Source organism: Sphaerisporangium album (assembly GCF_003323745.1).
GTDB lineage: Bacteria > Actinomycetota > Actinomycetes > Streptosporangiales > Streptosporangiaceae > Sphaerisporangium > Sphaerisporangium album.
This window is the reverse complement of the sequence record NZ_QOIL01000009.1, coordinates 117433-140358: the sequence shown is the minus strand read 5'-3', so window position 1 is coordinate 140358 and position 22926 is coordinate 117433. Positions and strand designations below refer to the sequence as shown.

17 protein-coding genes are annotated in these 22926 nt (G+C 73.2%); 14 read left to right on the top strand and 3 right to left on the bottom strand.

The genetic code is table 11. From position 1 onward, the window contains the following. Positions 1 to 14: 14 nt before the first annotated feature. Positions 15 to 2618 (top strand): sensor histidine kinase, encoded by a 2604-nt coding sequence (locus DQ384_RS17500; protein WP_114029902.1) that lies wholly within the window; start codon positions 15 to 17, stop codon positions 2616 to 2618. A gap of 254 nt (positions 2619 to 2872) precedes the next feature. Here DQ384_RS17500 and DQ384_RS17495 read toward each other — a convergent pair whose 3' ends face one another. Together DQ384_RS17495 and DQ384_RS17490 are read right to left on the bottom strand one after the other, a co-directional pair. Continuing rightward, entirely contained in the window at positions 2873 to 4237 is a 1365-nt protein-coding gene (locus DQ384_RS17495; RefSeq protein ID WP_114029901.1) for a sensor histidine kinase, read from the bottom strand. Between the two features lie 121 nt (positions 4238 to 4358). Next, complete coding sequence (locus DQ384_RS17490; protein WP_114029900.1) at positions 4359 to 5051, bottom strand: hypothetical protein; 693 nt, start codon at positions 5049 to 5051, stop codon at positions 4359 to 4361. Positions 5052 to 5385: 334 nt separating this feature from the next. On the opposite strand from DQ384_RS17490, the gene DQ384_RS17485 reads away from it, so the two are divergent. The 5 genes from DQ384_RS17485 (at position 5386) to DQ384_RS17465 (ending at position 12882) form a co-directional block, all read left to right on the top strand. Next, positions 5386 to 6363 carry a LysR family transcriptional regulator gene (locus tag DQ384_RS17485; protein WP_245966559.1) on the top strand — a complete coding sequence of 326 codons (978 nt, stop codon included), beginning with the start codon at positions 5386 to 5388 and terminating at the stop codon, positions 6361 to 6363. A 101-nt stretch (positions 6364 to 6464) separates the two neighbouring features. Further along, complete coding sequence (locus tag DQ384_RS17480) at positions 6465 to 9650, top strand: M28 family peptidase (protein WP_114029898.1); 3186 nt, start codon at positions 6465 to 6467, stop codon at positions 9648 to 9650. 222 nt (positions 9651 to 9872) lie between these two features. Then, positions 9873 to 10727: a dioxygenase family protein gene (locus tag DQ384_RS17475; protein ID WP_114029897.1), complete on the top strand. Its 855-nt coding sequence runs from the start codon at positions 9873 to 9875 to the stop codon at positions 10725 to 10727. A 389-nt stretch (positions 10728 to 11116) separates the two neighbouring features. Then, positions 11117 to 12007: a DMT family transporter gene (locus DQ384_RS17470; protein ID WP_114029896.1), complete on the top strand. Its 891-nt coding sequence runs from the start codon at positions 11117 to 11119 to the stop codon at positions 12005 to 12007. After that, entirely contained in the window at positions 12004 to 12882 is an 879-nt protein-coding gene (locus tag DQ384_RS17465) for a DMT family transporter (protein ID WP_114029895.1), read from the top strand. The genes DQ384_RS17470 and DQ384_RS17465 overlap by 4 nt, the downstream gene beginning before the upstream one ends. Here the strand turns inward: DQ384_RS17465 and DQ384_RS17460 are convergent. After that, a complete protein-coding gene (locus DQ384_RS17460) occupies positions 12797 to 14023 on the bottom strand; it encodes an MGDG synthase family glycosyltransferase (RefSeq protein ID WP_245966558.1) in 1227 nt (408 codons plus the stop codon). The genes DQ384_RS17465 and DQ384_RS17460 overlap by 86 nt on opposite strands. A gap of 11 nt (positions 14024 to 14034) precedes the next feature. Between DQ384_RS17460 and DQ384_RS17455 the strand changes: the two genes are divergently transcribed. The 8 genes from DQ384_RS17455 to hpnH all read left to right on the top strand — a co-directional run bounded on the left by DQ384_RS17455 (position 14035) and on the right by hpnH (position 22923). Next, positions 14035 to 14844, top strand: a complete 810-nt coding sequence (locus DQ384_RS17455) for a polysaccharide deacetylase family protein (protein WP_114029894.1) — start codon at positions 14035 to 14037, stop codon at positions 14842 to 14844. A 146-nt stretch (positions 14845 to 14990) separates the two neighbouring features. Further along, positions 14991 to 15863 (top strand): squalene synthase HpnC, encoded by an 873-nt coding sequence (hpnC, locus tag DQ384_RS17450; protein WP_342769412.1) that lies wholly within the window; start codon positions 14991 to 14993, stop codon positions 15861 to 15863. 4 nt (positions 15864 to 15867) lie between these two features. Next, positions 15868 to 16737 carry a presqualene diphosphate synthase HpnD gene (hpnD, locus tag DQ384_RS17445; protein WP_114029893.1) on the top strand — a complete coding sequence of 290 codons (870 nt, stop codon included), beginning with the start codon at positions 15868 to 15870 and terminating at the stop codon, positions 16735 to 16737. Continuing rightward, positions 16734 to 18056, top strand: a complete 1323-nt coding sequence (gene hpnE / locus DQ384_RS17440) for a hydroxysqualene dehydroxylase HpnE (protein ID WP_114029892.1) — start codon at positions 16734 to 16736, stop codon at positions 18054 to 18056. The genes hpnD and hpnE overlap by 4 nt, the downstream gene beginning before the upstream one ends. Beyond that, positions 18053 to 19066 carry a polyprenyl synthetase family protein gene (locus tag DQ384_RS17435; protein WP_114029891.1) on the top strand — a complete coding sequence of 338 codons (1014 nt, stop codon included), beginning with the start codon at positions 18053 to 18055 and terminating at the stop codon, positions 19064 to 19066. Before hpnE ends, DQ384_RS17435 begins: the two co-directional genes overlap by 4 nt. A gap of 1 nt (position 19067) precedes the next feature. After that, positions 19068 to 21260: a squalene--hopene cyclase gene (gene shc / locus DQ384_RS17430; RefSeq protein ID WP_114029890.1), complete on the top strand. Its 2193-nt coding sequence runs from the start codon at positions 19068 to 19070 to the stop codon at positions 21258 to 21260. Next, on the top strand, positions 21257 to 21922 hold the full coding sequence (locus tag DQ384_RS17425; RefSeq protein WP_181871264.1) for a phosphorylase family protein: 666 nt from the start codon (positions 21257 to 21259) through the stop codon (positions 21920 to 21922). The genes shc and DQ384_RS17425 overlap by 4 nt, the downstream gene beginning before the upstream one ends. Continuing rightward, positions 21919 to 22923: an adenosyl-hopene transferase HpnH gene (hpnH, locus tag DQ384_RS17420; protein WP_114029888.1), complete on the top strand. Its 1005-nt coding sequence runs from the start codon at positions 21919 to 21921 to the stop codon at positions 22921 to 22923. The genes DQ384_RS17425 and hpnH overlap by 4 nt, the downstream gene beginning before the upstream one ends. Positions 22924 to 22926: the final 3 nt, after the last annotated feature.

The following is a 22926-nucleotide window of genomic DNA, read 5'->3' as shown; positions in this document are numbered from 1 at the left end:
CAAAGGAGAGGGCGATGAGCGCGGCCCGCGGCCGGTTGCGGATCTACCTGGGAGCGGCCCCGGGCGTGGGCAAGACGTTCGCGATGCTCGGCGAGGCCCACCGGCGGCTGGCCCGGGGCACCGACGTGGTGGTCGGCTTCGTCGAGACCCACGGACGGCCCCGCACCGCCGCGCTGCTGGACGACCTGGAGGTGGTCCCCCGCAAGACCATGGTCTACCGGGGGACCACCTTCACCGAGCTGGACGTCGAGGCGGTCATCGCGCGCGCCCCCAAGCTGGCGCTGATCGACGAGCTGGCGCACACCAACGTCCCCGGCTCGCGCAACGCCAAGCGCTGGCAGGACATCGAGGAGATCCTGGACGCGGGGATCGACGTGGTCTCGACGGTCAACATCCAGCACCTGGAGTCGCTCAACGACGTGGTCCACGAGATCACCGGCGTGCCGCAACGCGAGACCGTCCCGGACGAGGTCGTCCGGCGGGCCGACCAGGTGGAGGTCGTGGACATGGCGCCCGAGGCACTGCGCCGCCGCATGGCGCACGGCAACATCTACCCGCCGGAGAAGATCGACGCCGCGCTGTCGAACTACTTCCGCGTCGGCAACCTGACCGCGCTGCGCGAGCTGGCCCTGCTGTGGGTGGCGGGCAAGGTCGACGAGCAACTCGATGGCTACCGCGCCGCCCACGGCATCTCGGGCACGTGGGAGGCGCGTGAGCGGGTGGTCGTGGCGCTGACCGGCGGCCCCGAGGGCGACACGCTGGTGCGGCGGGCGGCCAGGATCGCCGCCCGCACCAAGGGCGCCGACCTGCTGGCCGTCCACGTCACCCGGTCGGACGGGCTGCGCGGCGCCGACCCGGCGAACCTGTCGCGGCAGCGCACGCTGGTCGAGAGCCTCGGCGGCACCTACCACCAGGTCGTCGGGGACGACGTGCCGCACGCGCTGGTCGACTTCGCGCGCGGCGTGAACGCCACCCAGCTCGTGCTCGGGGCCTCCCGGCGCGGCGGACCGGCCCGGCTGGTCTCGCGCGGCGTCGGGGTGACGACGACGATCCTGTCCGGCGCGATCGACGTCCACATGGTCACCCACCCGGAGGTCAGCAAGGGGACGCGGCGGTCGGGCTCCAGGGCCGCGCTCACCCGCACGCGCCGCGTCGCCGGGTGGGCGATGGCCGTGCTGATCCTGCCCCTGCTCACGGCCGCGCTGCTCCCGTACCGGGGCGAGCTGGCGCTGCCGACCGAGATCCTGCTGTTCCTGCTGACGGTGGTCGGCGTTGCCCTGGTGGGCGGCATGCGGCCCGCCGTCACCGCGGCCGTGGCCGGGTTCCTGCTGCTCAACTACTTCTTCACCCCTCCGGTCGGCCGGTTCACGATCTCCGAGCCGGAGAACCTGCTGGCCCTCGGCGTGTACGTCCTGGTGGCCGTGATGGTCAGCGCCGTGGTGGACGTCGCGGCGCGCAGGACCCGGGAGGCCGCCCGCGCGGGCGCCGAGGCCGAGGTGCTCTCCACCCTCGCCGGGCACGTCCTGCGCGGCGAGGCGGCGCTGCCGTCCCTGCTGGCCCGGCTGCGTGAGACCTTCGGCCTGACGTCGGTCACCCTGCTCGAACGGACCGCCGAGCCCAGCCCCGACGACCACACCGAGCCCGAGGCCTGGCGCATCGTCGCCACCTCCGGCGGCTCCCCCTGCACCTCGCCCTCCGGGGCCGACACCGACGTGACCATCGGCGAGGACCTCGTGCTGGCCGTGCGGGGACGGCTGCTGGACGCCTCCGACCGCCGGGTCCTGGAGGCGTTCGCCGCCGAGGCCGCCATCGCGCTGCGGCAGGAACGCCTGCGCGCCGAGGCCGAGCAGGCAAGGCCCCTGGCCGAGGCCGACAAGATGCGCACCGCCCTGCTCGCCGCCGTCAGCCACGACCTGCGCACCCCCCTGGCCTCGGCCAAGGCCGCCGTCGAGAGCCTGCGCAGCACCGACATCACCTGGAGCGAGGAGGACCGCCGCGAACTGCTCGCCACCGCCGACGAATCGCTCGTCAAACTCGACCGCCTGGTCGCCAACCTCCTCGACATGAGCCGTCTGCAAGCGGGCGTGCTCGGCCTGACCTCCGAGCCGACCGCGGTGGAGGAGATCATCCCGCGCTCGATCGACGACCTCGGCCCGATCAGGGACCGCGTCGAGGGCGACATCGCGCCCGGCCTGCCCGAGGTGGACGCCGATCCGGCGCTGCTGGAGCGCATCCTGGTCAACGTCATGAGCAACGCGGTGCGCTACAGCCCGCCGGAGGACCCGGTGCTGGTCACCGCGAGCCGGCACAGCGGCTATGTGGAGATCCGCGTCATCGACCGGGGGCCGGGCATCCCGCCGGAGGACCACGACCGGGTCTTCATGCCCTTCCAGCGCATGGGGGACCGCGACAACCACACCGGTGTGGGGCTCGGTCTCGCGCTGTCGCGGGGCCTGGCCGAGGCGATGGGCGGCACGCTCGTCCCCGAGGAGACGCCCGGCGGGGGGCTCACCATGGTGATCACGTTGCCGATCGCGGCCCGGCCCGGCGCGCTGCCGGTGGAGGAAGGCGCGTTTACCGGCGACAGGGCAGGAGACAATGCGAATAGTCACCTGTGACTACGCTATGTCACTTAATCGTGGAGCGTGAACATGATCAAGACTCTTCTCATCGCCATGGCGCTCGCCGTCGCGGCGCTGCTGACCTTCGGCCTCGTCTCCGGCTTTCGGGAGAACTCCAAGGCCAGGCCGAAGCGCCGCTGAGGCCCATCGAAGACCGCCTGCCCTCATGTCGACGAGGGCAGGCGTCGACGTTTCCGGCGTGATCGGCGTTTCCGGGCGTACCGCACCCAGGCCTGGTCGGCCTTCCGGGCCTATGCCTGCTCCTCCACAGAATTCACAGCATCCACACAATCCACGGGCTCCGCGGGCTCGCCGGCGAGCGGCAGCCGCATCTCGAAGCGCGCGCCCCCGGCCTCCGACCGCTCCACGCGGATCGTCCCCCCATAGGCGCGCACCACGTTGTCCACGATGGCCAGGCCCAGCCCGGTGCCGCCGTGGTCGCGGCTGCGGGCCTCGTCCAGCCGGGTGAACCGCTCGAACACCCGCGCCCTGTCGGCCTCGGGGATGCCGGAGCCGTCGTCGCTGACCGTCAGCAGCGCCTGGTCCCCGTCCCTGCGCACCGCGACCTCCACCTCGTGCCTGGCGTGCCGTTGCGCGTTGTCGAGCAGGTTGGACAGCACGCGCGTGAGCTGCGTGAGGTCGGCCTCGACCGCGACCCCGTCCGTCAGCGCGAGCCGCGTGGGCAGCCGGTCCACACGGCGGCGCAGCTCCGCGCGCACCAGGCGCGCCAGGTCCACCGCCTCGCGGCTGTCGGGTGGTGTGCCTTCCAGGCCGGTGAGATAGAGCAGGTCGGTGACGATCGCCTGAAGACGGTCGACATCGTGGAGCGCCCGCTCGATCAGTTTCTCCAGCTCGGTCTCCCCGGGGTGCATCCGGGCTTCCTCCAGTTGGAGGCGCAGCCCGGCGATCGGCGTGCGCAGCTCGTGTGAGGCGTCGGTGACGAACCGCCGCCGCACCTCCACGGCGCTCTCCAGGCGGGCCAGCGTGCCGTTGATCGTGCGGGCGAGCCGGGCGACCTCGTCCTCGCCGACCGGCTCACGGACACGGCCGCTCAGGTCCTTGAAGGTGATGTCGGCGAGCTGCGACCTGATCGCGTCGACCGGCCGCAGCGTGTGGCCGGTGACCTGCCAGGTCGTCCAGCCGACCAGCACGATCAGCGCGACGGTCTGGGCCGACACCGCCGTGTCGACGAGGCCGGTGGACAGCATGCCGCCCACGCGCCCGGCGTAGACGACCGGCGAGTTCGCCGCGGGGTCGACGCGCAGCGCGGTGAGGCGCAGGCATCCCGGCCCGTTGGAGAGGCAGGTCTGCACGTCGTCGATGGGATCGTCGGCGGTGGGCCAGATGGTGCTGATCGGCGGCTCTCCCTTGGCCTGGGGGGAGGAGGCGATCACGTGCCTGCCGGGGCCGAGTACCTGTACCAGGTCGATGCCGGGCACGACGGGCGTGATCTTCGCAGGCAGGTGTCCCGCGCGTACCGTCGTGGCGACCGCCATGGCCTGGGCGCGGGTGTCGTGCCAGATCGCGTCGGCCAGCACCCGCTGGATGGCCGAGTTGAGCACCAGCGCCATCGGAACGAGGATCAGAGCGGTGATCAGGACGGTCAGCAGCGTCACGCGTCCGCGGATCGACCGTGGGCGCAGTCTGAAGGAACTACGACCCATATTCCCACGCTATGCCGCCCTGGGGATCGATCACCAATACTGGACGGAAACCTCTGACCAAACCGGCCGGGTCTCAGCCCGCGTCGGGGCGCCGCCTGTTCAGGCGTCGGCCGAGCAGTCGCAGTCCCGCGAAGAGGACGAGGCCGGCCGCGAGCCCTCCGGCGGCGTACCAGATCTGGATGGGCCTGTCCCCGTCCCCGTCCCCGGACGCGACCGGCGACGCCTGGGGCGTGGCGGAGTCCGCCGGGGGCGCGTCCGAGGGACGCTTCGGCGTGCCGAGGGCCGTGATCAGCGCCGCGTCCACCGGGTCTCCTGACGTAGCGGGGACGCCCGCGCGGAGCGGGGCCGTCCCGCCGGAGACCTGCCGGTTTCCCGCGCACTGGCTCGTGTGCAGCGGCACTCCGGGCACGGGCGGCACCAGGCCCGTCCGTTCGGACGACGCGAACACCAGGTACCGGCCGCCGGTCGTGAACTGGTAGCCGCACGCGGGGGTGTCGGCGTTGGAGGCCACCTCGAACCGCACGACCGGGTCGCCCTTGTAGACCTGGTCGGCGCGGAAGGTGTAGACGATCGGGGGCGCCACGCCGAGCGGGTCGCCGCCTTCGGCCTGCCGCGAGGCCACGACGGTGCCGGTGAAGACGGCCGCCGACCGCTTCATCTGGTCGGCGGGCGGCTGGGGAGCGCAACTGCACGCGCACGCCGCGTTCGGCGCCGTGACGAGGAACCCCGCCGCGAGCAGCACGACGGCCGTCACTCGACTTCTCATGACCTCAGAACGTACCCGGAGCCGGGACGGTTCGGCCCGCGTGGGCGGGCGGCGGCACGTCGAAATTTCGCACCGCCCTGCGGTTCGGCCGGCGCCGGGGCCAGGCGGCGCGGCGGCGCCCAGAAATTTCGCACCGTGCTTGCGATGCCTCCGCGGATCGGGCTCGCCGAGGGGCGTTCCCGGGCACACCGGGTAGGGGCCGGGCGAACCTCGCCCGATCCCTGTGGTGCCGGTGCCGACAGCGGTCTTGTCCCCCCTCTGCGCGGGGTCCACTACGGCTGACAAGCCATTATTGGGTCTACTCTAAAGTTTCTTTACTTATTAGGCTCATGGCGTGGATCTAGAAGTGCGTCATCTGCGCGCGGTCTGCGCCATCGCGGACCACGGGAGCATCTCCAAGGCCGCTGCCGTGCTGAAGACCTCCCAGCCGTCCCTGGCGGCTCAGCTCCGGCGCATCGAGTCGATGTTCGGCAGCCCGCTGTTCGAGCGCGGGCGGGAGGGAGCCTCGCCCACGCCGCTCGGCGAGTGGGTGCTGGCACGCTCCCGCTCGCTGCTGCCCGCGTTCGAGGAACTGCGGCGCGACGGCATGAGGTTCGCCGGCCGCAGGGTGCTGCGCGTGGGCTGCATGTCGAGCCACCTCGCGCCGCACATCATCGGAACGCTCCGGGAGCTGCTGCCGGACGCCGAGGTCACCCTGCGGACGGAGGAGGCGATGGACGTGCTGCCCAGCCTGCTGCGCTCGCGGCGACTGGAGCTGGCGACGCTCGCCGACTACCCCGGCCTCCCGCTCGCGCCGCCCGCCGGCGTCGGGTACGCGCCGGTCGCGTGGGAGCCGATCTTCGTGGGAGTCGCCGAGTCGCACCCCCTGGCCGCCCACCAGGAGATCGAGCTGGCCGACCTCGCCGAGGAGGAGTGGTCGCTGCCGGTGATGATCGAGGTCGGCCACCGGGAGCACTTCGGCGAGGCGTGCGCACGGGCGGGGTTCGTCCCGAAGATCGGTTGCGAGGCCACCCTCAGCGTGGCGGTGGACCTGATCGCCGCGTCCCGCTGCGTCGGGATGTTCCAGGCGACCACCCGGGGCTACCCGGGCATCGTGGTGCGCCCGCTGGCCGGAACGCCGCTCAGTTTCCGCCACCTGATCGGCTGGACCGAGGCCGGACCGGTGGACCCGCACATCGCCGAGCTCGTGACGGCGGTACGCCGCGCGTACTGGGCCGACGCCGAGAAGTCGGCGGTGTATCAGGACTGGCTCAAGCGTCACGGAACCCTTCCTCAGCCGCAGTCCCTGGACCCCTATACCGCGACCGTATAGGAAGTTGCGGGGTTACCCGCCTCCCGCCGCGGATGTCACGGTGTGCTTCAGCCCCGGCCGGGCTCCTCCCCTCAACCCCCCAAGGGACGGAGTCACCAGGAGTGAAACCCCCTCTAAGGTCAGCCGCGCTCGCCGTACTGACGGCGGCAGCCCTGACCTCGTCATCCCTCGCGGGAACGGCGACCACGCCGGCTTCCGCGGCCAGCGCCCCGGCCTCACCCGGCCCCCAGGCGCGCGCACTCGCCAGCGCGGCAGGCGCGCTCTCCGCTCACGCGGACGCGCTGCACACCGCGCCCTCGGACGAGTACACCCTCGCCCGCACCGTCACCGGCGCGGGCGGCCTGCAGTACCTGACCTACACCCGCACCCACGCGGGCCTGCCCGTCTACGGCGGCGACGTCATCGTCTCCACTGACGCGTCCGGGCAGTCCGTGCAGGTCGTCACCACAGGTCAGCGCACCGAGCTGAACGTCTCGCAGGTGCCCAGGGTCACCGAGGCGCAGGCCGCCGTGAAGGCGCGCGGGCTGCTGGCCTCCGTCGAGTCCGTCAGCGCGCCGAAGCTCCTCGTCGACGCCGCCCTCGACACGCCGAAGCTGGCGTGGGAGACGGTGGTCACCGGCAAGGCGAAGGGCGGCGTCCCGAGCATCCTGCACGTCTTCGTCGACGCGGTCACCGGCAAGGTGGTCGACTCCTACGACGACGTCAAGGCCGGCACCGGGCACAGCTACTACAACGGCAACCCGGTGACGATCCAGACGTCGGGCTCGGCCGGCAGCTACACGATGCGGGACACCACGCGCTCCGGCCTGCAGTGCGGCGGCCAGAACGGCACCGCCTACACCGGTCCTGACGACGACTGGGGCAACGCCTCGGGCACCAACCTGGAGACCGCCTGCGTCGACGCGCTCTACGCGGCCCAGACCGAGTGGAACATGCTCCGGGACTGGCTCGGGCGCAACGGCGTCAACGGCTCGGGCGGCGGGTTCCCGATCCGGGTGGGCCTCAACGAGGTCAACGCCTACTGGAACGGCAGCTACACCACGTTCGGCCACAACCAGGCGAACAACCAGCAGGCCACCCCGATGGACGTGGTCGGCCACGAGTTCGGCCACGCCATCGACCAGTTCACCGGCTCCGGCGCGGGCAGCGGCAACGAGGCCGGCGGCCTGGGCGAGTCGACCGGTGACATCTTCGGCGCGCTGACCGAGGCGTACGCCGACAACCCGAACGACCCGCCGGACTACCAGGTCGGCGAGGAGGTCAACCTCGTCGGCCAGGGCCCGATCCGGTACATGTACAACCCGTCGACCAACGGTGACCCGAACTGCTACAGCAGCTCGATCCCGAACACCGAGGTCCACGCGGCGGCCGGGCCGCAGAACCACTGGTTCTACCTGCTCGCGGAGGGCACCAACCCCGGCGGCGGCAAGCCGGGCAGTCCCGTCTGCAGCGGTCCCTCGTCGCTGACCGGCATCGGCATCCAGAAGGCCGGCAAGATCTTCCTGGCGGGCCTGAACCTGAAGACCAGCCCGCGGACGCACGCCAAGGCGCGCATCAACACGCTGAACGCCGCCAAGTCGCTGTTCCCCGGGAGCTGCACGGAGTTCAACGCGGTCAAGGCCGCCTGGACCGCGGTCAACGTCCCGGCCACCAACGACCCGACCTGCACGGCGAACCCGGGCGGCAACGACTTCTCCGTCTCGCTCAGCCCGGCCTCCGGCAGCACGCAGGCGGGCCAGGCGGTCACCTCCACGCTGAGCACGACGGTCACCGCGGGCAGCGCCCAGCAGATCACGCTGCGGACCAGCGCCCTGCCCACCGGCGTCACCGCGACGTTCACCCCGGCCACCATCACCGCCGGGCAGACCTCGCAGCTCAGGCTGGCCACGGCCGCCACAACCCCCGCGGGCACCTACCCGATCACGGTCGTCGCGGACGGCGTGGACGCCGACAAGCAGGCGACGTACTCGCTGACGGTCGGCTCCAACCCGCCCGACCCCACCACACCGGACATCCCGGTCGCCAACATCAACGCCCACCTCCAGCAGCTCCAGTCCATCGGCAACCGCCCCTCGCCGTCCACCGCGTACACCAACGCGCTGAACTACGTGAAGGGCAAGCTCGACGCCGCCGGGTACACCACCCGCACGCAGAACTTCACCTACAACGGCCAGACGCACACCAACCTGATCGCCGACTGGACCGGCGGACCCGCGAGCCCGACCCTCATGCTCGGCGGCCACCTGGACAGCGTCGCGGCGGGCCCCGGCATCAACGACAACGGGTCCGGCTCCGCCTCGCTGCTGGAGATCGCGCTCACCCTCGCCGCCAAGAACCCGACCCTCACCAAGCACGTGCGGTTCGCCTGGTGGGGCGCCGAGGAGCTGGGCATGCGCGGCTCGACGTACTACGTCCAGAACGGCGGCGCCGCCGGAGTCGAGACCTACCTCAACTTCGACATGACCGCCTCGCCCAACGCGGGCTACTTCGTCTACGACGACGACCCCGCGCTCCAGAGGCTGTTCAACGACTACTACGCCACGCTGAGCGTCCCGACGGAGATCGAGACCGAGGGCGACGGCCGCAGCGACCACACCCCGTTCAAGAACGCGGGCGTCCGGGTCGGCGGCGTCTTCACCGGCGCGGAGACGGTCAAGTCCGCGGCCCAGGCGCAGAAGTGGGGCGGCACGGCCGGGCAGGCGTTCGACCGGTGCTACCACTCCGCGTGCGACAGTTACCCGTCCAACATCAACACCACGGCCCTGGACCGCAACGCCGACGGCATCGCCTACGTGCTGTGGAAGCTCGCGGCCGGGCAGGGCCCGCCGCCCACCGACGACTACACCGTGACGGCGAACCCGTCCTCGGCGTCGGTGCGGGCAGGCCAGTCGACCACCACGACGCTGTCCACCCAGGTCAGCTCGGGCAACGCCCAGCAGGTGACGCTGTCGGCGTCGAGCGTCCCCGCCGGGGTTTCGGTCACGTTCTCGCCGCAGACGATCACCGCGGGGCAGTCGTCCTCGGTGACGATCGCGACGACCGCGGGCGCGACGGCGGGCACGTACACCATCAACCTCAACGCCGACGGGACCAGCGCCGACCGCTCGGCCTCCTTCTCCCTCACCATCGGCGGCGACCAGGGCGGCACCACCTGGAAGGAGTGGACCGCGTACACCGCCGGCCAGACGGTGACCTACGCGGGCGTGACCTACCGGTGCCTCCAGTCGCACACCTCGCTGCCCGGCTGGGAGCCGCCGAACGTCCCGGCCCTCTGGCAGCCCGTCTGACCGTCCGGAGCGGGCGGCCCCCTCGCCCGGCCGCCCGCTCCCGGACCTCCTGACCACACGACGTCGTCCGCCGCCCGACTCCGCAGGGGCGGGGCGACGTCTCCCGACCGGGCGGAGCCGTGTCCGCCCGGGGAGGAGTCAGGGCGGCGGACCTCGCGGGGAGGCCGTCCGTCCTGACTCCTCCACAAACCAACCGGAACCAGGACTCACGTGGAGGAACCCATGGAACCCAGGGACCCGAAAGACGAAGAGAGGGCCGGCGGGATCACCCGCAAGACCCTGCTCAAGGCCGCACTGATCGGCGCCCCGATCCCGATCCTGGCCGGCAAGGTGGCGCACGCCTCGCTCGCCCGCGACGTGGCGGCCGCCGGCGAGCCCCTGCTCCCCACGCCGTTCTGCGACGACGGCGACGACCCGACGATCCCGCAGACCGAGGGCCCGTACTTCAAGCCGAACTCCCCGCAGCGCACCACGCTGCCGGGGACCGGTACACCCCTGACGATCAGCGGGTACGTCTTCGGGCTCTCCTGCCGGCCGCTCCCCAACGTGCTGCTGGACTTCTGGCAGGCGGACAGGAACGGCGCCTACGACAACTCCGGCTTCAACTTCCGCGGCCACCAGTACACCGACGCCAACGGGGCGTACAAGCTGACCACGATCGTCCCCGGCCTCTACCCGGGACGGACGCGGCACATCCACGTGAAGGCGCAGGCCCCCAACAAGCCCGTCCTCACGACGCAGCTCTACTTCCCCGGCGAGCCGCGCAACAGCACCGACACGATCTACGACGCCCGGCTGCTGATGACCGTCCGCACCAACGGCACCGGCCGGGAGGCGACGTTCGACTTCGTGCTCAACGTCCAGGGCGCCCCGCCCTCCCCGACCGCCGGCCCCACCGTCAGCCCGACCACCAGCCCCACGGCCGGTCCCGGCGGCACCTGGCAGGCCGGCCGTACGTACGCGGCCGGCGACACGGTCACCTACGGCGGCTCGACCTACCGCTGCGTCCAGGGCCACACCGCCCAGGTCGGCTGGGAGCCGCCGGTCGTGCCGTCGCTGTGGCAGCGCGTCGGCTAGTTCGCGGACCCCAGTGAGAATCCCTGATCTCACTGGCCGGGTACGGCTCACGCGTGACCGGCCGGTGTTGTGTGGACACCCTCGACGTCACGCGGCGGCCGTGCCGCTCTCCCCATGAAACACGAGGCCCGGTCACCGCCGACCGGGCCTCGTCCCCTGTCAGGCCGTTCGGCCTCACGGTTCGACCTGACCGTTCGACGTCACTGTTTCGGCGTCACTGTTTCGGCGTCACGTTGGACGTCACCGTTCGACGTCAGGCCACGGTTTCACGTGAACCACGCCGCCGGGAGCGCCCCGCCGCGAGGGCCACGGCGGTGCCGGCTTCGGGGGATCGCATAATCTGACCAGGTCAGATGGGGTTCCGGGGAGCGCCGAGGGGAGAGCCGTACATGATCATCGGGCTTTCCCTGGCGGCGGCCTGCCTGCTCGGTCTCGGATTCGTCGCCCAGCAGCACGCCGCGTACCGCGAGCCCCTGAGCGAGATGCTGCACTGGCGCCTGCTGCTGCACCTGATCCACACGCCCCTGTGGCTGGCGGGCATCGGCCTGATGTTCTGCGGGCAGATCCTCGGTGCGATCGCGCTCGGGCAGGCGAGCCTCTCGGCGGTCGAGCCGCTTCTGGCGACGAGCCTGCTGTTCGCCCTGGTCGCCGCGCACCTGATCTACCAGCAGCACTTCGCCTGGATCGAATGGCTCGGCGCGGTGCTGGTGAGCGGGGGCGTGGCGCTCTTCCTGGCCTTCGGCCAGCCGCGCCGGGCGCGGAAGCCCGGCCTTCCCGACCCGGGCTCGCCGCGCTGGCTCGCGATGCTCGCGGCGCTCGGGCTCTCGGCGATCCTGGTCGTGATCGCGCTGCGGGTGTCCCTGCAGGTCAAGGCCATGCTGCTGGCCGCCTCGGCGGGCGTCCTGTACGGAATGCAGGACGTCCTGACGCACAGCACGCTGGTCATGCTCGACAACGGCCTGGGCGCGGTCGCGCGGACCTGGCAGCCGTACGCCGTGCCGTGCGTGGCCCTGGTGGGGCTGCTGCTCAACCAGAGCGCGTTCGACGCCGCGCCCCTGCGGGTCTCGCTTCCCGCCACCACCGCCACCGAGCCGATGATCGGCATCCTGCTCGGCATCGCCATCTTGTCCGAGCGGCTGCGCGTCTCGCCGGGCGCGCTGGCGGCGGAGGTCGCCGGCCTGTCGGCGATGGTAACCGGCATCCTGCTGCTCGGGCGGTCCCCCTTCCTGTCCAAGCCCGAGGACGGCATGCTCGTGCGCCAGGCCGGGGAGCGGCGATGACGCCGATTCTCCTGGCGGTGTGCGCCGCCGCGAGCAACGCGCTCGCCTCCGTACTGCAGCGTCGCGCCGCCCGCACGGTGCCCGAGCAGAAGGCGTTCCGGCTGTCGCTCTTCCTCGCCCTGATCCGCCATCCGGTCTGGCTGGCCGGAATCGGCGCGCTGATCGCGGGGTTCGCCTTCCAGGCCGCCGCGCTGTCGGTGGGGGCGCTGGCGCTCGTGCAGCCCACCCTCGTGGTCGAGTTGCCGTTCACGATGCTGCTCATCTCGTGGATGTTCGGCATCAAGCTCGACCGCCGCTCGTGGGCCGCGGTCGGGGTGATGACGGCCGGGCTGGTGACGTTCCTCGCCAGCGCCGCGCCCGGCCCGGGCCGCCATCCGCCCACCTCGGCGCTCTGGCTCATGGCGGGCGTCGCCACCGTGGGCACCGTGATCGGGCTCGTGATCGTGGCCCGGCTGTTCCTGATCGGCGCCGGGCGGGCGGCCGTTCTGGGCGTCGCCGCCGGCATCGGGTTCGCCTTCACCGCGACGTTCATGAAGGAGAGCACGTCCATCTTCGAGTCCGAACCCGGCGCCCTGGCCACCTCGTGGCAGCTGTACGCGATGGTCCTCGCGGGGTTGTGCAGCCTGTTCCTGCTGCAGAACGCGCTGCAGAGCGGGCCCCTGGTGGCGGCTCAGCCGGCGCTGACGATCAGCGATCCGGTGGCCGGCATCCTGTACGGCACCACGCTGTTCGGGGAGTACGTGCGCACGGGGCCGTGGATCATCCTGGAGGCGGCCGGCATCGGGATGATCATCTACGGGAGCTTCCTGCTGTCCAAGTCGCCTCCGATCCGGGCGCACGAGCTCGCGCCGGAGCCGACGCAGGAGCCGGCCTGAGCAGGGGGCCGGGCAGGGGCTCGACCAAGGGGACGAGCAGGCTCTCGGCAGGCGGCGACGCGAACAGGGCCGAGGCGCGGGCGACCTGGCGGGCGCGGTGCGTGGCGTCCCCGAGCCGGTCGAGCGCGCGCAGCAGGTCCGCGCCGCGCCGGGCGTGGACGGTCACCCCGGCCCGCGCCATCGCCCGCACGCCGTCGCGCCCGTGCCCGGCGATGGGACGGTAGGAGACCACGGGCAGCCCGGCGGCGAAGGCCTCCTCGCAGGTCAGCCCGGCTCCGTTGTCCACCAGCGCGTACGCCGCCTCCATGAGCGCGGGCACGTCGTCGCGCCAGCCGAGCGCCGGCCCGTCCCCGGCGGCCTGTAGGCGGCGGCGCAGGTCGGCGTTGCGCCCGCACAGGACGACGGGCGTGTACCGGCCGGAACGCGCGAGGATCCGCGCCGCCCGCGCCACCGGCCCCACTCCCCACGAGCCCGCCGAGATCAGCACCAGCCGGTCGCCGGGGCGCGCGCCGATCCGGGCGCGCACCGCCGCGCGGCCGTCTGCGCGGTCGTCTGTGCGGTCCTCCGCGCCGTCGTCCGCGCGGCTGACCGGGCTCGTGAAGGCCGGCCGTACCACCGGGGCGCAGGGGACGGCGGGACGGCCGGTCGCGGCCGTGATCCGGCCGGTCATGGCCGGGTTCGGGCACAGGTGGCGGTCGTTGCCGGGGTGCAGCCACATCCGGTGCACGGCGAAGTCGGTCACCAGGACCGTGCTGCGCGCCCGCAGCCGCCCGCGCTCACGCAGCCGTCCGGTCGCCTGGGCGGCCAGGTGGAACGTCGGGACCACCTCGTCGTACCGGTGCAGACCGGGCAGGCGGCCCAGGCGCGCGGCGGCCAGGACGGTCAGCGGCGAGGCCGACGGCGCCCGTTTGGCGATGAAGAAGACCTGGTAGATGACGTCGTAGAGCCACGACGCCCGCGTGATCATCCAGTGGTACCACCGGCGCAGCAGCGTTCCCAGCCCGAGGGGGAGAAGCTGGAGGACATCGACGATCTCCGCCTCGGCGCCGTCCGCGACCAGCCGCCGGGCCAGCTCCGCGGCGACGCCGTCGTGGCCGGCGCCCATGCCCGCGCTCACGATCAGCACCCGCCGCCCGCTCACGGTGCCGCCCGATGATCCGCGCGCTGGCGGGGACCGCCGCGGGGCTGGCGGCCGTGCACGCCGGGCCCGCCGCGACGTGGCTGCCCGGCGTACGACGGCTGCTGCCGGGGCTCGCGGGGGTGGGCGCGCCCGGCCACGTGGCGCTGACCTTCGACGACGGCCCCGACCCCGCTTCCACGCCGCGCTTCCTGGACGAACTGCGGCGGCTCGGCTGCCGGGCCACGTTCTTCGTGCTCGGGGAGATGCTCGAACGCCACCCCGAGGTGGGCCGCCGCGTCGTCGCCGAGGGCCACGAGATCGGCGTCCACGGCTGGCGGCACGACAACGCCCTCGGCATGCGTCCCGGCCGGGCGGCCAGGGAGATCGGCGCCGCGTGCGACCTGGTCCACGAGGTCACCGGCGTCCGTCCCGCCTGGTACCGGCCGCCCTACGGCGTGCTCAGCGCCGAGACGCTGGTCGCGGCCCGCGCCCGCGGCCTGCGCCCGGTGCTGTGGACGGTATGGGGAAGGGACTGGACGGCCACGGCGAGCCCCGCGTCGGTGCTGGCGGCCATGCTGCCCGGCCTGCGGGGCGGCGCCACGCTCCTGCTGCACGACTCCGACCACACCTCCGCCCCCGGCTCCTGGCGGGCGGCGCTCGGCGCCCTGCCCGCGCTGGTCGGCCGCTGCCGCTCCCTGGGGCTGCGCGCCGGGCCCCTGCGCGAGCACGGCGTCGCGCGGGCCGGGCGGCGTGCCCGGGACCCCGAGATACGGCGATGGGCTCGTCATGTGCTCCTCGATGACCGCGTCGAAATGACCATCTCCGGCGGCCGGTATCGGTAAAAGCGCGATCGCGCCAATGCTCGCCAAGGCGGCGGGGGCCGGACCGGTGGCCGCCTTTACCCGCGGCGCGGGGCCGCCCCGGCAACGCGTAAATTTATCGCCGAGGGAGCGCAATAGGTGTCGGTGAGCAGGGCATTCGTCGTTTGGTGGCGTCTGTCGGCGGAAATTCCGTACCGGTGTCATCGCGGCAGGACGGCAAACACGGCATCGTATTCAGGGCCACCGGTGAAAATTTTCCGGTGGCCTTACGGTTATTGCCGCGCGCGTATCGGGACCACCTGCTGGCGGTCTACGGATTCGCACGCTTCGTCGACGACATCGGCGACGAGGCAAAGCCGGGCGATCGGATGTGGCTGCTCGACCTCGTCGACGCCGACCTCGACCGCCTGTACGCCGGGTCGGCCCCCTGCCTGTCCGCCGTCCAGGAGCTCGCGCCCACCGTCGAGGCGTGCGCAATCCCGGCCGAGCCGTTCCAGAAGCTGGTGAGGGCCAACCGCCGCGACCAGACCGTCATCCGCTACGAGACCTTCGACGACCTGCTCGCCTACTGCGAGCTGTCGGCCAACCCCGTAGGGCACATCGTGCTGCACGTCTTCGGCCAGGCGAGCCCCGAGCGGCTGCCGCCGTCCGACCGGGTGTGCACGGCGCTGCAGATCGTCGAGCACTGCCAGGACGTCGGCGAGGACCATCGGCGGGGCCGCGTCTACCTGCCCGCCAAGGACCTGCACGACTTCGGCTGCGCCGAGGAGGAGCTGGCGGGCGCCACGACGTCGCCGGCGCTGCGCCAGGTGGTGGCCCTGCAGACGCAACGGGCCGCGCGGCTGCTGGAGGAGGGCCGCCCGCTGGTGGCGACCCTCAGCGGGCACGCGCGCCCGGCCGTCGCGGGCTACGTCGCCGGGGGCCTGGCCACGGTCGCCGCGCTGGAGCGGGCCTCGTACGACGTCCTCGGCCGGGCCGTGCGCCCGCGCCGCGGCCGGTGGCTGGCGTCATGGCTCCGACTACTAGCGAAGGGGAGGTGAACGGGTGACCGTCGCACTCGCGTACCGCCGCTGCGAGCACATCGTCCGCACCCAGGCGAGGAACTTCTCCTACGGCATCCGCCTGCTGCCCGCCCCCAAGCGCCGGGCGCTCAGCGCCGTGTACGCCTTCGCGCGGAGGATCGACGACATCGGCGACGCCGACGGCCCCGCCGCCGAACGGCTGGCCCGCCTCGCCGAGGCGCGCGCGGCGATCCGGCGTCCCCACCCCGACCGCGATCCGGGCGCGGACGACCTGGTCCTCATCGCCCTGCTCGACGCGGCCCGCCGCTACCCCATCCCGCTCACCGGCTTCGATGAGCTCATCGACGGGTGCGCCGCGGACGTGCGCGGCGCCGCGTACGAGAGCTTCGACGAGATGCTCGCCTACTGCCGGTGCGTCGCCGGCTCGGTCGGGCGGCTGTCGCTCGGCGTCTTCGGAGCGCCGGACCCGAAGGCCGCCGCGCCGCTCGCCGACGCCCTGGGCGTGGCGCTGCAGATCACCAACATCCTGCGCGACGTGCGCGAGGACCGGCTGGCCGGCCGCGTCTACCTTCCGGCCGAGGACCTCGAACGCTTCGGCTGCACCCTCACCCTGGACTCCTCCGGGACGTTCACCGACCCGCCGCACCGCCTGGCCAAGCTGATCCGGTACGAGGCCGGACGCGCACGCGAGTGGTACCAGCGCGGCATGCGGCTGCTGCCCATGCTCGACCGGCGCAGCGCCGCCTGCACCGCGGCGATGGCCGGCATCTACCGCAGCCTGCTCGAACGCATCGCGGCCCAGCCCGCGCAGGCGATGTCGGCCAGGTCGTCCCTGCCCACCTGGGAGAAGGCGATGGTCGCCGCCCGCGCGCTCGCGGGGGCCGGCCGATGAGCGCCGCGCCCGTCGCGATCGTCGGCGGCGGCCTCGCGGGCATCGCCGCCGCGGTCGCGCTCGGCGAGGCGGGCCTGCCGGTGACGTTGTACGAGGCCCGCCCGAGGCTCGGCGGCGCCACCCACTCGTTCCGGCGCGACGGCCTGACCGTGGACAACGGCCAGCACGTGTTCCTGCGCTGCTGCACGGCGTACCGCGGCCTGCTCGACAGGATCGCCGGCCCCGGCCAGGTGCGCATGCAGGACCGGTTCGACGTGCGCGTCCTCACCCCGGAGGGACGGTCCGGACGCCTGCGGCGCGCCGCCCTGCCCGGCCCCTTCCACATGATGCCCGCCATCGCCGCGTACGCCCTGCTCAGCCCCGCCGACCGGCTGCGCGCCGTCCGCGCGTCCGCCGCCCTGACCCGGCTCGACCCCGCCGACCCCGCGCTCGACCGGGTCGACCTCGGCACCTGGCTGGCCGCGCACGGCCAGCGCGCCCCCGCCCGCGAGGCGCTGTGGGAGCTGTTCACCGTGGCGGCGCTGAACGTCGCCAGCGGAGAGGCGGCCCTCGGGCCCGCGGCGAAGGTGTTCCAGACCGCGCTGCTCGGGCGGGCCGACGCCGCCGACATCGGCGTCCCGGCCGTGCCGCTCGGCGTGCTGCACGGCACGGGAGCCCTGGCCGCGATCCGGCGGCGCGGCGGCGAGGTGCGCCTGTCGGCGAAGGTCACGGCCGTCGAGCGCGGCCCCGCGATCGTCGTGGACGGCGCGCGGGTCGCCGCGTCCGCGGTCATCGTCGCCACGCCGCACGAGCAGGCCGCCAGGATCACCCCGCGCGACGCCGCGCCCGACCGGGACCGCTGGAGCGGCCTCGGCGCCGGCCCGATCGTCAACGTGCACGTGGTCTTCGACCGGCCCGTCACCGCCCTGCCGTTCGCCGCCGTCGTCGGCTCGCCCGTGCAGTGGGTCTTCGACAAGACCCACGTCGCCGGGCTGGACCGGGGGCAGTACCTCACCGTCTCGGTGTCCGCCGCGAGCCGCTGGATCGACCTGCCCGTCGCCAAGATCCAGGCCGAGTTCGTCCCCGCGCTCGAACAGCTCTTCCCCGGGCGGGCGCGGCTCATCGACTTCTTCGTCACCAAGGAGCGGCGCGCCACCTTCCGCCAGAGCCCTGGCAGCGGCGCGCTCCGTCCGAGGGCCGCCACTCGGTGGCCCGGCCTGTACCTCGCCGGCGCGTGGACGAACACGGGCTGGCCCGACACCATGGAGGGCGCCGTGCGCAGCGGACTGGAGGCGGCACGCCTCGTCAGGCGGCATCTTCGGCAGGGGATCCCCACGTGACCCCGGTCGTCCCGGCGGCGGTGGAGGCCGCCCGAGGGCTCGTCGACCCGGTGATGCGCGAGGCCGTCGCGCGGCTGGACCCGATCACGGCGCGCGTCGCCGCCTACCACCTCGGCTGGGCCGACGCCGCCGGGCAGCCCGTCTCGCACGGCGGAAAGGCCCTGCGTCCCGCGCTGGCCGTGCTCTCGGCGCGGGCCGCGCGCGGCGGCGCGGACGTCGGGGCGGTGGTGGGCGCGGCGGTGGAGCTGGTGCACGCCTTCTCGCTGCTCCACGACGACATCATGGACGGCGACCGCGTGCGCAGGCACCGTCCCGCCGCGTGGACGGTGTTCGGCAGGTCCGAGGCGATCCTCGCGGGGGACGCCCTGCTGGCGCTGGCCGGGGAGCTGCTGGTCGAGCCCGGGACGCCCGGCTTCGTGGACGCGGCGCGGGCCCTCGGCCGCACCACCCGGGGGCTGATCGCCGGGCAGGCGCTGGACCTGGAGTTCGAGCGGCGCGACGACGTGACCCTGGAGGAATGCCTGCGGATGTCGGCGCGCAAGACCGGCGACCTGCTGGCGTGCGCCTGCTCGATCGGCGCCACGGCCGTCGCGGGACCGGGGCCGCTGGTGTCGGCGCTGGCCGCCTTCGGCATGGAGGCCGGGGTGGCCTTCCAGCTCGCCGACGACCTGCTTGGCATCTGGGGCAGCCCCGAGGCGACCGGCAAACCCGTCCTGTCCGACCTGCGCGCCCGCAAGAAGACCCTGCCCGTCGTCGCCGCCCTGACCAGCGGCACGGCCGCCGGCGAACGCCTCGCCCGGCTGCTCGCGCTGCCCGGCCCGCTGCCCGAACCCGACCTGCGGGACGCCGCGCGCCTCGTCGAGGAGGCCGGCGGCCGCGCCTGGGCCGAGACCGAGGCCAAACACCGGCTCGACGCCGCCGGGCTGCACCTCGACACCGCCGGTATGCCCGCCGACGTCCGCGCGGAGTTCCTCGACATCGTCCTCTACCTCACCGGCCGGGACCGCTGACATGACCACCTACCTGACCACGGTCGACGTCCACCTCCCCGACTCCAGCGCCGGGCTCGCCCTCGGCGCCGCCTGCGACCACCTGATCCGCCTGCGCTCGCCGCAGGGCTGGTGGAAGGGCGAGCTGCAGACCAACGTGACCATGGACGCCGAGGACCTGCTGCTGCGCGAGTTCCTCGGCATCCGCACCGAGCACGACACCGCCGAGGCGGCGCGGTGGATCCGCTCCGAGCAGCGCGCCGACGGCACCTGGGCCAACTTCCACGGCGGGCCCGGCGACCTGTCCACCACCGTCGAGGCCTACGTCGCGCTGCGCCTCGCCGGGGACCCCGTGGACGCGGCGCACATGCGCGCGGCCGCCGCGTACGTCCTGCGCTCCGGCGGGATCGAGGCGACCCGCGTCTTCACCCGCATCTGGCTGGCCCTGTTCGGCGGGTGGCGGTGGGAGGACCTGCCCGTGATGCCGCCCGAGCTGATGTACCTGCCGTCGTGGGCGCCGCTCAACGTGTACGACTGGGCGTGCTGGGCCCGCCAGACGATCGTCCCGCTCACGATCGTCAGCGCCCACCGGCCCGTGCGTCCGCTGCCGTTCGGACTGGACGAGCTGCGCACCGGACGGCCCGTCCCCCGGCGCCGGGGGCTCGGGTGGGACGGGGTGTTCGGCGGGCTCGACCGGCTGCTGCACCGGTACCAGCGCCGGCCGGTCCGCGGTCTGCGGGAGGCCGCGCTGCGGCGGGCCGCCGAGTGGATCGTCGCCCGCCAGGAGCTCGACGGCTCCTGGGGCGGCATCCAGCCGCCGTGGGTGTACTCGCTGATCGCACTCCACCTGTCCGGATACCACCTCGACCACCCGGTCATGCGCCGGGGCCTCGAAGGGCTCGACCGGTTCACCATCAGGGACGGGCGGGGGCGCCGGCTGGAGGCGTGCCAGTCCCCGGTGTGGGACACCGCCCTCGCCGTCAACGCCCTCCTCGACGCGGGCGTGCCCGCCGACGACGCCGTCATCGCCAGGGCCGCCGACTGGCTCGTCGGCGAGGAGGTCAAAGGCCCCGGTGACTGGGCCGTACGCCGTCCCCACCTGCCGCCCGGCGGCTGGGCGTTCGAGTTCCACAACGACGGCTACCCCGACACCGACGACACCGCCGAGGTCGTCCTCGCGCTCCGCCGCACCCGCAGGCCCGGCGCGCGGCAGGCCATCGACCGCGCCGTGCGCTGGATGGAGGGCATGGCCTCGCGCGACGGCGGCTTCGCGGCCTTCGACGCCGACAACACCCGCACGCTCTGCACCAGGCTGCCGTTCTGCGACTTCGGCGCCGTCATCGACCCGCCGTCCGCCGACGTCACCGCCCACGTCGTCGAGGCGCTCGCCCACGAGCGGCCCGCCGGGTCCGAGACGCTGCGGCGGGCCGTCATCTGGCTGCTCAAGGCGCAGGAGCCGGACGGGTCCTGGTTCGGGCGGTGGGGCGCCAACCACGTCTACGGCACCGGGGCCGTCGTCCCCGCCCTGGTCGCGGCGGGCGTACGGCCGGAGAGCACCTGCGTGCGGCGGGCCGTCGCCTGGCTGCGCGCCCACCAGAACGACGACGGCGGGTGGGGCGAGGACCTGCGCTCGTACACCGACCCCGCGTGGATCGGGCGCGGGGAGTCCACCGCGTCGCAGACCGCTTGGGGGCTGCTGGCCCTGCTCGCCGCCGGGGAGCGCTCGGACGAGGTCGACCGGGGCGTGCGGTGGCTGGTCGACCACCAGCGCCCGGACGGCACGTGGGACGAACCGTACTTCACCGGCACCGGCTTCCCCGGCGACTTCTACATCAACTACCACCTCTACCGCCTGATCTTCCCGATCAGCGCCCTGGGCCGCTACCTCCACGCCCGCGAGGCCGACGCGGCGGCGGGTTTCCGCGCGAGAGGGACGCCGCCGGTCCACGATGGAGCGGGGACACGAAGGGCCCCCGGAGGCGACGCGACCGCGAAGGCCGGCACACGCGACGGCATCTGGAAACTCCGCGAAGGCGACAAATCGGGCGGACTCCGTGATGGGTCCTGTGGGGTTGGTGATGGGTCGGGCGGGGTCCGCGATGGATCGGGCAGGGTCCGTGATGGATCGGGCGGGGTCCGCGATCGGTCCGGTGGGGTCCACGATGGACCCGGCGGGGTCCGCGATGGTGGCACGGCGGGGACGGCGGCGTCGTGACCCGGCTCCTGATCTGCGCGGCCCTCGGGATCGAGACGAGGGCTCTCCGGCGCGGTCTTGCGTCCGTGCCGGACGACGCGCGCGTGATCAGGACCGGGGCCGGGCCGCGCCGGGCTGCTCGCGCGGCGCGCATGTTGCCCCCGTATGACGTCATCGCCGTGGTCGGGTTCGGCGGCGCGGTCGATCCGTCCCTGCGGCCGGGCGACGTCGTGGTGGCGGACGAGGTGCGCTACGGCGGCCATGTGTACCCGTGCCCGACCGCGCCGCAGCTCGCCCGCGAGCTGGCGCGCGACGGTCTGCGTACCCACATCGGCCCCCTTCTGACCTGCGACCACGTGGTCAGGCAAGCCGAGCGCCCCCGCTTGGCCGACCTCGGGGTGCTCGCCGTCGACATGGAGACCGGGCCGCTGGCCGAGGCGGCGCGCGGCCGTCCGCCGGCGGCGGTACGCGTGATCGTCGACGCCCCCGGAACACCCCTGCTCGGTCTCGCCGTAGTTCGCGCGGGCCTCGCCGCCCGCCGCGTCCTGGGCCTCGTCGCCCCGGCCCTCGCCTGCTGGGCGTCCGCAGTGGACCCCCACCGGAACACGGCTCCAGCGCTTCGGCCGTCCCGTGCCGAGCACACCATCCGGTTCTCACCTCCTGAGGAGGTGCGGTTGTCATGACGATCCCGGTTCGTCAGAGCCTTCGTGTCGGCGGCTACATCCTTCGCCAGAAGCTGCGGCGGCGCGAGAAGTTCCCACTGCTGGTCGAGTTGGAGCCGCTGTTCGCCTGCAACCTGGCCTGCGCGGGCTGCGGCAAGATCCAGCACCCCGCCGGCGTCCTCAAGCGGCGCATGCCCGTCGAGCAGGCCATCGGCGCCATCGAGGAGTGCGGCGCGCCGATGGTGTCCATCGCGGGCGGGGAACCGCTCATGCACCCGCAGATCGCGGAGATCGTCCGCCGGCTCGTCGCCCGTAAGAAGTACGTCTACCTGTGCACCAACGCGCTGCTCATCCCCAAGAAGCTCGACCAGTTCACGCCGTCGCGGTACTTCGCCTGGACGGTCCACATCGACGGGCTCCGGGAGCGCCACGACGCGTCCGTGTGCAAGGAAGGTGTGTTCGACGAGGCGGTCGCCGCCGTCCGCGAGTGCCGCAGGCGGGGCTTCCGCGTCACCACCAACACGACCTTCTACAGCGGCGACTCTCCGCAGACCGTCATCGACGTCCTCAACTACCTCAACGACGACCTGCGCGTGGACCAGATGATGATCTCCCCGGCGTACGCCTACGAGAAGGCTCCCGACCAGGAGCACTTCCTCGGGGTCCGGGAGATCCGCGACCTGTTCAGGAAGGCCTTCGCGGGCGGCAACCGCCGCAGGTGGCGGTTCAACCACTCGCCGCTCTTCCTGGACTTCCTCGAAGGCAAGGTCGACTTCCCGTGCACGGCCTGGGCGATCCCGTCGTACTCGCTGTACGGCTGGCAGCGGCCGTGCTACCTGATGTCGGACGGGTACGCCCGGACCTACCAGGAACTGGTCGACGAGACCGCGTGGGAGTCCTACGGGCGGGGCCGCGACCCGAGGTGCGAGAACTGCATGGCCCACTGCGGCTACGAACCCACCGCCATCTTCGCCACCCTGGCCTCCCTGAAGGAGAGCCTCCGCGCCATCCGCACCCACTGACAC